Origin of the sequence: Variovorax sp. SG517 (assembly GCF_013376045.1) — a bacterium.
In the GTDB taxonomy this organism is placed as follows: domain Bacteria; phylum Pseudomonadota; class Gammaproteobacteria; order Burkholderiales; family Burkholderiaceae_C; genus Variovorax.
On record NZ_JABMJG010000005.1, the window covers coordinates 525,584 to 539,864 of the forward strand.

General features: G+C 69.6%; 11 protein-coding genes. 8 read left to right on the forward strand and 3 right to left on the reverse strand.

Annotated elements, in window-relative coordinates:
- Positions 1–4: 4 nt before the first annotated feature.
- Positions 5–400: a Co2+/Mg2+ efflux protein ApaG gene (apaG, locus tag FHT32_RS18295; RefSeq protein WP_176666018.1), complete on the reverse strand. Its 396-nt coding sequence runs from the start codon at positions 398–400 to the stop codon at positions 5–7.
- 69 nt (positions 401–469) lie between these two features.
- Between apaG and rpe the strand changes: the two genes are divergently transcribed.
- A complete protein-coding gene (rpe, locus tag FHT32_RS18300; RefSeq protein WP_176666019.1) occupies positions 470–1,165 on the forward strand; it encodes a ribulose-phosphate 3-epimerase in 696 nt (231 codons plus the stop codon).
- Here the strand turns inward: rpe and FHT32_RS18305 are convergent.
- Entirely contained in the window at positions 1,155–1,424 is a 270-nt protein-coding gene (locus FHT32_RS18305; RefSeq protein ID WP_176666020.1) for a hypothetical protein, read from the reverse strand. The two genes, rpe and FHT32_RS18305, sit on opposite strands and share 11 nt — an antisense overlap.
- A 170-nt stretch (positions 1,425–1,594) precedes the next feature.
- On the opposite strand from FHT32_RS18305, the gene FHT32_RS18310 reads away from it, so the two are divergent.
- The 3 genes from FHT32_RS18310 to ligD all read left to right on the forward strand — a co-directional run bounded on the left by FHT32_RS18310 (position 1,595) and on the right by ligD (position 6,316).
- Positions 1,595–2,614 (forward strand): succinylglutamate desuccinylase/aspartoacylase family protein, encoded by a 1,020-nt coding sequence (locus FHT32_RS18310; RefSeq protein ID WP_176666021.1) that lies wholly within the window; start codon positions 1,595–1,597, stop codon positions 2,612–2,614.
- A gap of 72 nt (positions 2,615–2,686) precedes the next feature.
- Positions 2,687–3,685, forward strand: coding sequence for a Ku protein (locus FHT32_RS18315; RefSeq protein WP_176666022.1), 999 nt, complete (start codon positions 2,687–2,689; stop codon positions 3,683–3,685).
- Between the two features lie 21 nt (positions 3,686–3,706).
- Positions 3,707–6,316: a DNA ligase D gene (ligD, locus tag FHT32_RS18320; protein WP_176666023.1), complete on the forward strand. Its 2,610-nt coding sequence runs from the start codon at positions 3,707–3,709 to the stop codon at positions 6,314–6,316.
- A 31-nt stretch (positions 6,317–6,347) separates the two neighbouring features.
- Here ligD and FHT32_RS18325 read toward each other — a convergent pair whose 3' ends face one another.
- Positions 6,348–7,166 (reverse strand): transglutaminase family protein, encoded by an 819-nt coding sequence (locus FHT32_RS18325; RefSeq protein WP_176666024.1) that lies wholly within the window; start codon positions 7,164–7,166, stop codon positions 6,348–6,350.
- 225 nt (positions 7,167–7,391) lie between these two features.
- Here FHT32_RS18325 and FHT32_RS18330 point away from each other — a divergent pair, with 225 nt between their 5' ends.
- From FHT32_RS18330 to FHT32_RS18345, 4 genes are all read left to right on the forward strand, one after another.
- Positions 7,392–7,541, forward strand: coding sequence for a hypothetical protein (locus tag FHT32_RS18330; RefSeq protein ID WP_176666025.1), 150 nt, complete (start codon positions 7,392–7,394; stop codon positions 7,539–7,541).
- Positions 7,542–7,598: 57 nt separating this feature from the next.
- On the forward strand, positions 7,599–9,800 hold the full coding sequence (gene katE / locus FHT32_RS18335) for a catalase HPII (protein WP_176666026.1): 2,202 nt from the start codon (positions 7,599–7,601) through the stop codon (positions 9,798–9,800).
- A gap of 593 nt (positions 9,801–10,393) precedes the next feature.
- Positions 10,394–12,538, forward strand: a complete 2,145-nt coding sequence (locus FHT32_RS18340) for a CHAT domain-containing protein (protein ID WP_176666027.1) — start codon at positions 10,394–10,396, stop codon at positions 12,536–12,538.
- A gap of 22 nt (positions 12,539–12,560) precedes the next feature.
- Complete coding sequence (locus tag FHT32_RS18345) at positions 12,561–14,279, forward strand: ShlB/FhaC/HecB family hemolysin secretion/activation protein (protein WP_176666028.1); 1,719 nt, start codon at positions 12,561–12,563, stop codon at positions 14,277–14,279.
- The last annotated feature ends 2 nt before the right edge of the window (positions 14,280–14,281 follow it).

Here is a 14,281-nt window from a genome sequence, read left to right on the forward strand (position 1 = left end):
GGAATCAGTGCAGGACCCGGGAGACGGGGGCTCCGCCGATGTCGGCCTCCAGCACGAACATCGGAATGGGCACGTCGAAGCGGTCGCCTTCCTCCGTCACCACGAAGTAGCTGCCGTGCATCGTGCCGCTGGGCGCCTGCAGGCGGCAGCCGCTGGTGTAGCGGAAGGTCTCGCCGGGCGCCAGCAGCGGCTGCTGGCCGATCACGCCCAGGCCCTTGACCTCCTGCGAATGCCCCGAGGCGTCGTTGATCAGCCAGTGGCGCGCAATCAGCTGGGCCGACACCGGCCCCGTGTTCGTGATGGTGACCGTGTACGAGAAGGTGTAGATGTTGTCCTTGGCCGAGGACTGATCGGCCAGGTAGCGCGGCTCGACTTGTACGCTGAAAGGGCTGTGTGACATGGGGCGGATGGTAACGGAGGCTAACGGAGGCCTTTTGTCGGGCTTGCGCCGGCTGCGAGAATCGGGGCCATGAGCACCCCGTTCCGCATCGCGCCCTCCATCCTGTCCGCCGACTTCGCGCACCTCGGCAAAGAACTGACCGACGTGATCGCCGCCGGCGCCGACTGGATCCATTTCGACGTGATGGACAACCACTACGTACCGAACCTGACCTTCGGCCCGATGATCTGCCAGGCGCTCAAGCCCTACGCCAAGACGGCGGACGGCACGCCGGTGCCGATCGACGTGCACCTCATGATCCAGCCGGTCGACGCACTGGCGGCCTCTTTCGCGCAAGCGGGCGCCGACTACATCAGCTTCCACCCCGACGCCTCGCCCCACACGCACCGCAGCATCCAGGCGATCAAGGCGGCCGGCTGCAAGGCCGGGTTGGTGTTCAACCCCGGGCTGGGCCTGGAGGCGCTGGACTGGGCCATCGACGACATCGATCTCATCCTGATCATGAGCGTCAACCCCGGTTTCGGCGGCCAGAGCTTCATCGACTCGGCCCTGCGCAAGATCGAGCAGGCGCGCAAGCGCATCGAGCAGAGCGGGCGCGACATCCGCCTGGAAGTGGACGGCGGCATCAAGGCCGACAACATCGCGCGCGTGGCCTCGGCCGGCGCCGACACCTTCGTGGCCGGCAGCGCGATCTTCAACGCCAAGGACTACGGCGCCGTGATCTCCGAGATGCGCAAGCAGCTCGCCGGCGTCGTCAGCGCCTGAGCTTCTCGTTGTAGACGCGGTCGCTCGGCGGGCCGCGGTCGGTGTCGACCAGGCCGCGCTCCACGTCGTCATGGGCCTTGCGACCCACGTCGGGCGGATGGCCCTCCTGCGTTTGCTGGCTGTCGGACGACTGGTCGCGCTCGTGCGGCAGGCGCGGCGACGATTCCCCGCCTTGTTCCACCTTGGTGTTGCCGCCGCCGGCATCCTTCTTCAGCGGATCGGCGGGCTGTGCCTTGACGGCCTTGCTCTTGCTGTTCATGCATGCACTCCTTTGACGACGATCGAGCCTGCCCCGCCAGCGCCGCCGGCCCGGTAGGACAGGCAATGCAGCCCCTGTAGGCGGCTCCTCGGCGCGGCTTCCCGGCCGCCGGTGCTATGAAACGAATAGCGCCTTTGCGCGCAGGGAAAGGGCTCCGCAATAATCCCCGGATGTCTTCCGATCCTTTCGCCGGCGCGGCCACCGACAGCCTGCGCATCCATTCGTTCGCCTCGCTCAACCCCGGTCCCCGGCTGCTCGTGATGGGTGGCGTGCATGGCGACGAGATCTCCGGCACCCTGGGCATCGAGCGCGTGCTGGGCGAGTTCGAGGCCGGCTCGCTGCGGCTTTTGCGCGGCGAGCTGACCATGGTGCCGGTGGCCAATCCGCTGGCGCGCAGGCGCCTGCAGCGCGAGGGCGAGCGCAACCTCAACCGCCTGTTCCGCCCGACCGAGTCCCCTGCCGACTACGAAGCCCGCGTGACCAACGTGCTGGCCCCGATCATCGAGCGCCACGAGGTGCTGCTGGACCTGCACTCCTTCCAGAGCGAGGGCGAGGCCTTCGCGATGATCGGTCCGCGCGACAACACCGGCACGCTGGAGCCCTTCGCCCGCTCGTACGAGGAAGGCCAACTCGCGCTGCACATCGGCACGCCCATCGTGGTGGAGGGCTGGCTCGACATCTACGCCGCCGGCATCGCGCAGCGCTCGGGCGGCGCGCCGGCGAGCGAGGCCGAGCTCGACTTCGGCCGCGGCACCAACGAATTCATCCGCAGCCGCGGCGGCTACGGCGTCACCCTCGAATGCGGCCAGCACCTCGACCCGCAGGCGCCCGAGGTGGCGTGGCGCGCCATCCGCCGCACGCTGGCGCTGCTGGGCATGGCCGAGCTGCCCGAGGGGCTCTCCGGCGGCCCCGCGCAGCCGCCCAAGCTGCTGCGCCTGGCCAGCGTGACCGACCGCCTGCACGAGGAAGACAGCTTCGTGCGCGACTGGGCCACCTTCGACGAGGTGCAGCGCGGCGAGCCCATCGGCATGCGCCACGACGGCACGCTGCTGAGCGCGCCCGACGACGGCTTCATCGTGTTCCCCAACGCGATGGCGCTGCCGGGCGCCGAGTGGTTCTACTTCGCGCGCCCGAGCGAGCGCCAGCTGGGGCCGGTGGCCGGCCCAACCGACGCCACCGGCGCGGCCTGACGGCGCCTGGGGCCGCGTTCCTACATCGCGCGGCGCGGCACGGCGCAAATTCGAGGGTGAAGGAGTGTGCACATGCCCGTCACCAAGAAAGCACCCGCGCCGCGCGTCCTGTGGAAGGGCGCGATCAGCTTCGGCCTCGTCCACATCCCGGTGGCGCTCTACTCGGCCACCACCGACCACGGCATCGACTTCGACTGGCTCGACAAGAGGACGATGGACCCTGTCGGCTACAAGCGCATCAACAAGAAGACCGGCAAGGAGATCGCGCGCGAGCAGATCGTGAAGGGCGTCGAGTACGAGAGCGGCGAGTACGTCGTGCTCAGCGACAAGGAGATCGCCGCCGCCTACCCCAAGACCACCCAGACCATCGAGATCGAGAGCTTCGTGCCGGCCAACGGCATTCCCTTCGTGTACCTGGAGCGCCCCTATTACGTGGCGCCCATCAACCGCGGCGCCAAGGTGTATGCGCTGCTGCGCGAGACCCTGCAGCGAAGCGGACGCGTGGGCGTGGCCCGCGTCGTGATCCAGACCAAGCAGCACCTGGCGGCGCTGGTGCCCGTGGGCCCCGGCCTCGTGCTGAACCTGCTGCGCTGGGGCGCCGACATCCGCCCCTGGACCGACCTGCCGCTGCCTTCCGAAGACGTGAAGAAGGCCGGCCTGCGCCCGCGCGAGCTCGAGATGGCGAAGGAACTGGTCGAGGACATGAGCGCCGACTGGGACCCCGACGAATTCCGCGACGAGTTCAAGGACGAGATCCTGCGCCTGGTCGACAGGAAGGTGAAGGCCGGCCAGACCGAGACCGTGACCCAGCCCGAACCCGAGGAGGGCGAAGAGGCCGCCGAAGGCCGCGGCGCCAAGGTCATCGACCTGACCGAGCTGCTCAAGCGCAGCCTGCGCAAGGGCAGCGGCGGTGGCAGGCCGAAGGACGAAGATGCCGACGCCGACGAGGATGCCGAGGAAGAGCCTCAGCCCAGGCAGCCCAGGCAGCCCAGGCGGCCCGCCGCGAAGAAGCGCGGTGCCGCCGCGAAGAAGAGTGCCGGCACCGCGGTCCGTCACCGCCGCGCCGCCTGAGCCCGCGCTGGACCGGACACCATGGCACGCACCGCATCGTCATCGTCTTCATCCACCGCCCGCAAGGCGCTCGCGCGCTATCACGGCAAGCGCGACTTCTCCCGCACGCCGGAACCCAGGGCCGGCGGCCGGCCGGGCGAGGGCACGCTGGGCTTCGTCATCCAGAAGCACCACGCGAGCCATCTGCACTACGACTTCAGGCTGGAGCTCGACGGCACGTTGAAAAGCTGGGCCGTTCCCAAGGGACCGTGCCTGGACCCCGGCGTGAAGCGCATGGCGGTGCACGTCGAAGACCACCCCATCTCCTACGCTGATTTCGAAGGCACCATTCCGCCGAAGCAGTACGGCGCCGGCACCGTCATCGTCTGGGACCGCGGCGACTGGCTGCCCGAAGGCGATGCGCGCAAGGCGCTCGCGGCCGGCAAGCTCAAGTTCGAGCTGCGCGGCGAGAAGCTGCACGGGCACTGGACGCTGGTGCGCATGCACGGCAAGGGCGGCGAATCGCACGAGCCCTGGCTGCTCATCAAGGAGCGCGACGGCGAGGCCCGCGCGCTCGACGACTACGACGTGGTGGAAGAAGAGCCCGCGAGCGTGATCACCGGCCTGGGCGTCGACGAGGTGGCGCAGGCGCCGAGGAAGAAGGCGAAGACAAAGAGCAGCACGCCGTCGAAGAAGGAGGCACTCGGGAAGAAGAAAGAGAAGAAAGCCGCGCTGCCCGCCGCCCTCGAACCCCAGCTCGCCACCCTCGCGTCCTCGCCGCCTTCATCGCCGGCCGACTGGCTCTACGAGCTCAAGTTCGACGGCTACCGCCTGCTGGCGCGCATTGACGAGAAGGGCAAGGTCCACTGCTTCACCCGCAACGGGCACGACTGGAGCGCGAAGCTGCCCGCGCTCGTCGAGGCTCTCTCCGGGCTGGGCATCCGCTCGGCCTGGCTCGACGGCGAGATCACGGTCGACGGCCCCAACGGCGCACCCGACTTCCAGGCGCTGCAGAACGCCTTCGACCGCGGCGCCACCTCGTCCATCGTCTACTGGCTCTTCGACGCGCCCTTTCTCGACGGCGAGGACCTGCGCGACCTGCCCGTCGAGGAGCGCCGCGAGAGGCTCGCCGCGGTGCTGGCCGGCCGCCCGCCTTCGCCGCAGTTGCGCCTGAGCGAAGCCTTCGAGGCCTCGCCGCGCGACCTGCTCGCGTCCTCCGCGCGCATCGGCTTCGAGGGCATCGTGGCCAAGCGCAAGGGCTCGCCCTACGTATCGCGCCGCTCGCCCGACTGGATCAAGCTCAAGAACCAGCAGCGCCAGGAGTTCGTGATCGGCGGCTACACCGCGCCCAAGGGCACGCGCGCCGGCTTCGGCGCCCTGCTGCTCGGGGTGTACGACGAAGACGGCGGGCGGCTGCGCTACTGCGGCAACGTGGGCACGGGCTTCGACGCGAGCCGCCTCGCCGACATCAAGGCCAAGCTCGACCGGCTGGCCACCGACGACTGCCCCTTCGAGCCCGCGCCGCGCGGCGTGAAGGCACAGTGGGTCAAGCCCTCGCTGGTGGCCGAGGTTTCCTTCGGCGAATGGACGCGCGAGCATCGCGTGCGCCAGGCCGTCTTCCAGGGCCTGCGCAGCGACAAGCCGGCACGAGAGATCCGGCGGGAGCAGCCGCAGCGCGTGCGCGCCATCGAGGCGCAGGCGGCCAAGGTTCCCGTGAAGAGCGAAAGCGCCGGCAGCGGCACCCGCAACGCAGGGGGAAGAAGCAAGTCCATGGCACAGAAGATCACCCACGCCGACCGCGTGATCGACAAGCACAGCGGCCTCACCAAGGGCGAGCTCGCCGCCTACTACGACAGCGTGTCGAAGCTCATGCTGCCGCACCTGCGCGGCCGGCCGGTGTCGCTGGTGCGCGCGCCCGACGGCGTGGGCGGCGAGCTGTTCTTCCAGAAGCACCTGCAGGCGCGCGAGATTCCCGGCGTGAACCAGCTCGATCCCGCGCTCGACCCCGGCCACGAGCCGCTGCTGCAGATCGACAGGAAGGAGGGCCTGCTCGGCGCGGCGCAGATGAACGTCATCGAGCTGCACACCTGGAACGCCACCTCCAGCGACATCGGCAGGCCCGACCGCATGACCTTCGACCTCGACCCGGGCGAGGGCGTGCAGTGGCCGCAGATCCAGGAGGCCGCGATGCTGGTGCGCACGCTGCTCGACGAGCTGGGCCTGCCCGCCTTCCTGAAGACCAGCGGCGGCAAGGGGCTGCACGTGGTGGTGCCGGTGCGCCGGCAGTACGACTGGGACACCGTCAAGGGCTTCTCGCAGGCCGTGGTGGCGCACCTCGCGCAGACCATTCCGGCGCGCTTCGTCGCCAAGAGCGGGCCGCGCAACCGCGTGGGCAAGGTTTTCGTCGACTACTTGCGCAACGGCTTCGGCGCGACCACCGTGAGCGCATGGTCGGCGCGCTCGCGTCCGGGGCTGGGCGTGTCGGTACCGCTCGACTGGGACGAGCTGCCCTCGCTCGCCGGTCCGGCGCAATGGACCGTCGCCAATGCGGCGGAACGCTTCGAGATCGGCAACAAGCCCTGGACCGGCATGGAGCGCAGCCGCAGGAGCCTCACGGCCGCGATGAAGCTGCTGGGCTACGAGCCGGGCTGAGGCTGCCGCTCGCTCTTCAGCCGGTCGCTCCTCAGCCGAGCGCCTCCTCCGTCGTCACCTCGAAGCGCTTCAGCGTGTTCGCCCCGAAAACCATGGTGATCGGCACGTCCGCCGCGTCGCGTCCGCGCGCGATCACGATGCGGCCGATGCGCGGCGTGTTGTGCCGCGCGTCGAAGGTGTGCCAGCGCTCGCCCAGGTAGACCTCGAACCATGCGCTGAAGTCCATCGGATAGGGCGCTGGCGGCACGCCGATGTCGCCCAGGTAGCCCGTCACGTAGCGCGCCGGGACGTTCATGGCGCGGCACAGCGTGATCGCCAGGTGCGTGAAGTCGCGGCACACGCCGGTGCCTTCGCGAAACCCCTCGAGCGCGGTGCGCGTGGGCCGGGCGTTGCCGTAGTCGAAGCGAAGGTGCCGGTGCACGAAGTCGCAGATCGCCTGCACGCGCGGCCAGCCGGGCGCCGCGTGCGAGAAGCTGTCCCAGGCGAACTGCAGCAGCTCGCTGTCGACCTCGCAGTAGCGGCTGGGCAGCAGGAAGGGCAGCGTCTCCACCGGCAGGTCGGCGGTGGCGTGCTGGCGGGCGCCGAAGTCGACCGGGTCGGGCTGGCCGGTGTCGTACACCAGTGCCTGGTTGCGCAGGCGCACGCTCTCGACGCCCGGCGGTATGCGCACGCGGGCGCAGCGGTTGCCGAAGCCGTCGAGGTAGTGGTCGGTGTGCAGCGAGGAGCTGAGCACGAGGTTCTCGCCGCCTTGCAGGTCCCGGGCGCGCGAGGGGTGTACCTGCAGCATGTGGATCAGCGCCGTGGGCGCCGTCACCTGCAGTTCGATGTCGAAGCCGATTCTGATCAACATGGTCGCTCCATGCTATGCAGCCGCGCACGCGGCTTCCACGGGCCGCGCCCGCGAAGCGTCGTAGGCGGGCGCGATGCGGTGTCGGCGCGCGCCTACCGCGCCCACGCGTTTTCTCCCACAAAGGTGGAAGGGGCGCCACTACGGTGCGCGGGCGTTGCAAAACATAACCTTCGGATTCCTGCAAGTTCATCCGCCATCAGAGGGGCGCAATCCGGAGGGGAAATCATGGAGTTTTCAACACTTTTCGATTCGTTCACCACCACCTGGGGCGACGAGATCCTCATGTGGGGCGTGGCCGCCGTCGCCGGCTGCATCTGCCTCATTGCCGTGGTGAACGTGCTCGACATGTTCCTCGACAACGGCGAGGCAGGCTGACGAGGCCCTTTTCCCTCTCACGAACCTTCACCAATGAAAGATCCTGGCAAGTCCACGATGTCACCTCAGAACAGGGCCGCCGCGGGCCGCCGCGCCGGCGCCGCGAAGGCCGGCGCCGGCGACGCCGCCAACCCCAAGCAGCAGCAACTGGAGGGTTTCACCGTCGAGCACCCGACGACCCTCACCACCAACCAGGGCCTGCAGCTCCCGGACAACCACAACTCGCTGAAGGCCGGCGCGCGCGGTCCTACGCTGCTCGAAGACTTCATCCTGCGCGAGAAGATCACGCACTTCGACCACGAGCGCATTCCGGAGCGCGCGGTGCATGCGCGCGGATCGGCGGCGCACGGCTACTTCCAGGTCTACAAGTCGATGTCGCAGTTCACCTGCGCCGACTTCCTGCAGGACCCGGAGGCGAAGACGCCTGTCTTCGTGCGCTTCTCCACCGTGGCCGGCTCGCGCGGCTCGGCCGACACGGTGCGCGACGTGCGCGGCTTCGCCGTCAAGTTCTACACCCGCGAGGGCAACTACGACCTCGTGGGCAACAACATCCCGGTGTTCTTCATCCAGGACGCGATCAAGTTCCCCGACCTGATCCACGCCGTGAAGCCAGAGCCGCACCACGAGATGCCGCAGGCCGCGAGCGCGCACGACACCTTCTGGGACTTCGTCTCGCTGATGCCCGAGAGCACGCACATGCTGATGTGGGCGATGAGCGACCGCGCCATCCCGCGCAGCCTGCGCATGATGGAAGGCTTCGGCGTGCACACCTTCCGCTTCATCAACAGCCGCGGCGAGAGCCACTTCGTGAAGTTCCACTGGAAGCCCAAGCTCGGCGTGCACGGCCTCGCGTGGGACGAGGCGCAGAAGATCGCCGGCAAGGACCCCGACTTCCACCGCCGCGACCTGTGGGAAGCCATCGAGAACGGCGACTTCCCCGAGTGGGAACTCGGCGTACAGCTGATTCCGCAGGACAAGGAACACTCGCTGGGCTTCGACCTGCTCGACCCCACCAAGCTCATTCCCGAGGAGATGGTGCCCGTTCAGAAGATCGGCCGGCTGGTGCTCAACCGCAACCCCGACAACTTCTTCGCCGAGACCGAGCAGGTGGCATTCCACCCCGGCCACCTCGTGCCCGGCATCGACTTCACGAACGACCCGCTGCTGCAGGGGCGCCTCTTCTCGTACACCGACACGCAGATCTCGCGCCTGGGCGGCGCCAACTTCCACGAACTGCCCATCAACAAGGCCGTGTGCCCCTTCCACAACTTCCAGCGCGACGGCATGCACCGCCAGACTATCGCGCGCGGGCAAGTGGCCTACGAGCCCAACACGCTGGGCAGCGGCACCGAGTTCCGCGTGGACGGCGGCAGCCACGGCTTCCAGTCGTTCCCCGAGGAGATCCATCCGCCCAAGGTGCGCCGCCGCAGCGCTTCGTTCGACGACCACTTCACGCAGGCGCGCCTGTTCTTCGAGAGCCAGAGCGCGGCGGAGAAGGAACACATCGTCGCGGCCTTCCGCTTCGAGCTGTCGAAGCTGGAGGTGCCGGCCATCCGCCAGCGCATGGTCGACAACCTCGCGCACGTGGACGAGAAGCTCGCTCGCCGCGTGGCCGAGCCGCTTGGCATCGGCGAACCCGATGCCAAGGCGGCGGCCGGCCGCGCGGGCTTTCGCGACCACCGCATCGCGCTGCCCATCGAGGAGTCGCCCGCGCTGAGCATGGCCGACACCGGAGACGGCTCGGTGCGCACGCGCAAGGTCGCGATCATCGTGGCCGACGGCGTCGACTCCGCCTCGCTCAAGCCCATACGCGACGCGCTCGAGCAGGCCGGCGCGCGCTGCAAGGTGGTAGGCCCGCGCCTGGGCACCGTGGCGAGCGCATCCAGGCGCCAGATCGAGGTGGACGCCACCTTCGCCAACACGCCCTCGGTGATGTTCGACGCGGTGCTCGTGCCCGCCGGTGCCGAGGGCGCCGCGGCGCTCTCGGGCATGGGCGACGCGGTGCACTTCGTGCTGGAGGCCTACAAGCACTGCAAGGCGATCTGCACGGTGGGCGAGGGCGCGCGGCTGCTGTCCACGCTCGGCATCGACGAGCAGACCTCGCCCGAGGACGCACCCGCCGGCGTGGTGGTGGCCGCGACGCCGGTCACCAACCTGGGCGACAGCTCCAGCGCCACGGAGATCGCGCAGCGCTTTGCCGCGGCCATCGCGAAGCACCGGCACTGGGACCGCGCGAACATCGACGCCGTGCCGGCCTGAGCGGTCTTGTCGTCGCCGGCGGCTACGTGCTGCCGGCAGCCTGCCGCGGCGGCCACTCGATGCGCTCGGGAGGTGCGGCCGGCGGCCGGCTCGTCCACTCCTTCAGGCAGGCCTTCGAACAGCACGGCCACCAGCCGAGCGGTCCGCATTCCACGGCCTGGCCGCAACCCGCCACGCACAGGCTGGACCTGCGGTGGAGCCTCGACGCATCGCCCGGCGGGGCCGCGATTTCGACGCGCGGCTTCATGCGTATGCGTGGGCGCTGGCAAGCGCCCGACGACGATGATCTGACATGGAACTCCCTGGTTCGGCCCGCTGTCCAGGTGCGGGCTCTGAGGCGCGCATTATGTAAGCCGATGTGTCCGGCGCGGGGCGCCATCGCGAGCATCTGCGGCATGCCGTGACCGAATGCGCAGGGCTCGTCCTTCGGTGGCATGCCGGCTGACGGTTAGTTCTTTAGCCCTAGACCGTATTGCGAATAGGCGCGGCTGGGGGCCCCTCCTAGACTTTCTCCCCGAGGCCTGAACGGCGCGCACTCCCGCGACGTCGATGGTCCGCCGCGGCGGGCCCACAGGGCCAGACGCGGGGGTCCAATGGCGTGGTTTTCGAGATGGGGATGGGGGCGCCCTGCACGTCGTCGTGCTGGCATCGCAGGTGCGCTCGGTCTGGCCGGCATTCTTCTGGCGGGCTACTGCCTTCCGGCAGCGGCGCAGCAGGCGCCGAGCGCTGAAGCAGCTGCCAGCAAGGCAGAGCAGGCCCGCCTCGCGGACACCGACACGCTGCTGGCGCTGACCAGCGAAGGCGCGGTGCTCTACGGGCAGGACTCGGTCAAGCTCTCGGGCTATCAATACTGCAGCCAGGCCGTCGCGCTGGCCGAGGCGGGCGAGTTCCGCCAGAGCGTGCGCGCCGCGAGCAAGGCGCTGCACCTGGCCAACGCCACCAACGACCCCAACCTCATGGCCATGGCCAACCGCGACCTGGCGATCGTCTACAGCTACTCGGGCCAGCTCGAGAAGGCCGAGGAGTTCGCGCGCGAGGCGCTCAGGCATCAGGCGCGCGACCCCAAGCTGGTGGTCGGCCCGGTGCAGAAGGTGATCGGCGACGTGCGATCGCGCCGCGGCGACTATTCCGGCGCGGTGCTCAGCTATGACGAGGCGCTGGCCAACAGCTCGCAGCGCTATGCGCCGCTGGTGCAGGCATCGCTGGTCAATGCGCTGATCGAATCGGGCGATCCGGCGCGGGCGCGCGAGGTGCTCGGCACCATGGCCCCGCCGAAGGACGCCCCGCTCACCGCGCAGCTCGACCGCACCCGCGCCCGGCTGCTGCTGGCCGAGAACAAGCCCGCCGAGGCGCGCGATGCCTACCGCGCGCTCACCGCCCGGCAGGTGGGCGCCGACACCGAGTACTACCGCCTCTGGGCCTGGGACGGCGTGGCGCGCAGCGAACTCGCGCTGGGCCAGAAGCAGGCCGCCGCCGAGGCCGTGGGCCGCGCGCTGGGCGACGTGGACAAGGTGCGCGCGCGCTTTCGCAGCGAGGAATTCAAGATGGGCCTGTTCTCGGACCTGCAGACGGTGTTCGAGCGCGGCGTTTCCATCTACAGCGACGCGGGCGATGCGCGCCAGGCCTTCGAGGTGAGCGAGCACAGCCGCTCGCGCGCGCTGCTCGATGCGGTGCGCGGCCGCGCGAAGATCAGCGAGCAGGCCGCCAACACCGTCGACCTCGCCACGCTGCAGCGCACGCTGGCGGCCGACGAGCGCGTGGTGCAGTTCCACTCGCTGCCCGACCGCCTCGTGGTGTGGGTGGTGGGCCCGGACAGCATCGTGGAGAAGACCGTGGCGGTGAAGCGCGACGAGCTCAACGAGCTGGTCGAGACCTTCCGCAATTCCATCGTGCGCGGCCGCCGCACCGCCATCACCAACGCCGACAAGCTGGGCGCCGCGCTGCTCGGTCCCCTGGGCATCGCGCCGGGCCAGCGTCTGGTGGTGGTGCCGCACGGGCCGCTTCACTACCTGCCGTTCCAGGCGCTGCGGCTGGACGGGCGCTACATCATCGAGACGCATCCTGTGGCCGTGGCGCCGTCGATGAGCATCGCGGTGCAGCTCGCGCAGCGCACGCCTCGCGTGAACGCCTCGCTCACCGCCTTCGGCAATCCGCGCATCGAGGACAAGTACGACCTGCCCGGCGCCGAGACCGAGGTGAAGCAGCTCGCGCGGCTCTTCCCACGCAACACGCTGTACATGGGCGCAGCCGCCACCAAGACGCAGTTCCGCGACGTGGCCGCGCGCTCGCCGCTGATGCACGTGGCGGCGCACGCCGAGGCCGATGCGGTCGATCCGCTGTATTCGCGCATCCTGCTGGCCAACGAGGGCGGCAAGCAGAACTTCCTGGAGGCGCACGAGATCCTCGGGCTGCCGATGGACGGCACCGCGCTGGTCACGCTCTCGGCCTGCGAATCGGGCCTGGGGCGCATCGCGCAGGGCGACGAGGTGCTGGGCTTCACGCGTTCCTTTCTTTCTGCCGGCAGCTCCAGCCTGATCGCATCTCTGTGGCCGGTGTCCGACGACGCCACCGCGGTGCTCATGGGCACGCTCTACGGCGAGCTCTCGAAGGGCCGCGACATCCAGAAGGCCATGCAGGCCGGGCAGCTCGCGGTGCTGAAGGATCCCAAGATGTCCCATCCCTTCTTCTGGGCGCCGTTCAATCTGATCGGCAACTGGCGTCTGACGGTGGGTAGCTGACATGAAAACCTGCCAACGCCCCATGTCGATCACGCCAATCGCCTTTGCAGTCACGGCCCTGGTCGGTGCCACGCTGCTCGTTGCAGCCCAGCACACGCACGCAGCCGAAGCGGACGGCAACACCACCGAACTGCTGCCGACCGCGAACCCTTGCGGCAGCTGCGACCGGCCGATCGCCCAGGCGCCCACAGGCGCCGTCGCTCCGCAGAGCCTGCCCGCGCCGCCGCGCAACACGGGCGGCGCCGCCGGAGCTGCTTTCAAGCTCAACGACCTGCGCCTCAACGGCGTGAAAGCGCTGAGCAACGAGGAGCTGCAGGCCATCACCGGCCCCTACATCGGCCGCGACGTGACGCTCGCCGACCTGGAGGAGCTCGCCAAGGCCATCACCGCGCGCTACAAGGAGCGCGGGTACTTCCTCGCGCAGGCCGTGGTGCCGGTGCAGACGGTGCGCGACGGCATCGTCGAGATCAGCGTGATCGAGGGCCGCCTGGGCAAGGTCGACGTGACCGCGGCGCCCGATGCGCCCATCGCCGAGTCGCGCGTGCGCGGCTTCCTCGCGCCGCTGCAGCCGGGTGCCGCCGTGAGCGCCCCGGACTACGAGCGCGCGATGCTGCTGCTGTCGGACCAGCCGGGCGTCAAGGTGTCCTCGGGCCTGCAGGAGGGCACGCAGCCCGGCACCACCGACCTCGCGGTGGAAGTGACCGCCGCGCCGCGCTGGGCCTTCACCGCCGAGGGCGACAACCACGGCACCAGGGAGTCGGGCCGCTACCGCGTGGGCGGCACCGCGCGCTGGCTCAGCCCCTTCGGCATCGGCGACAACCTCGACATGCGGGTGATGGTGTCCAACAGCAATGCGCTGCAGTTCGGCCGCATCGCCTACGAGGCGCCCATCGGCACCAGCGGGCTGCGCGCGGGGGTGGGCCTCTCGCGCGTGAGCTACGAGCTGGGCGGGCAGTTCGCCGACCTCGACGCGCGCGGGCGCGCCAACGTGCTCGACTTCTCGCTGAGCTACCCGGTGATCCGCCAGCGGCAGCAGAACCTCTTCCTGCGCCTGGGCGTGGACGTGAAGGACCTCACCGACGAACTGCGCGCGGCCGACTTCAATTCGAAGAAGCGCGTCAACGGCCTGAGCCTGGGCTGGACCTGGGAGCGCCGCGACGAGCTGCTGGGTGGCGGCTACTGGGCCAGTTCGGGCACGCTGTACCACGGCAACCTTTCCATCCGCGACCCGGAGAGCCGCGACTTCGACCGCGGCATCACCGGCCACCGCACCGAAGGCGGCTTCACCAAGCTGAGCTTCCAGCTCTCGCGCCTGCAGGCCATCGTGCCGCGCCATTCGCTGTACCTGTCGATCGGCGGCCAGTGGGCCAGCAAGAACCTCGACGCGTCCGAGAAGCTCGCGCTCGGCGGCGCGCGCGCGGTGCGTGCGTACCCCTCGGGCGAACTGCTGGTGGACCAGGGCGTGATCGGCACCGTCGAATGGCGCTGGTCGCTCAACGAGGAGCTCACGCCCTTCCTGTTCTACGACGCCGCGCACGGAAAGATCGTGCGCAACCCGACGCCCTACGACGGCGTCAACAGCCACAGCCTGCGCGGCTACGGCGTGGGCCTGAGCTGGTCGCGCCCGGGCAACTTCTCGATCAATGCGACGCTGGCCTGGCGCGCGGGCACGCCGCCGGCGCAGACCGATGGCGGGGGCCGCAACCCGCGCCTTTTCGTGCAGCTCATCAAGGCGTTCTGACC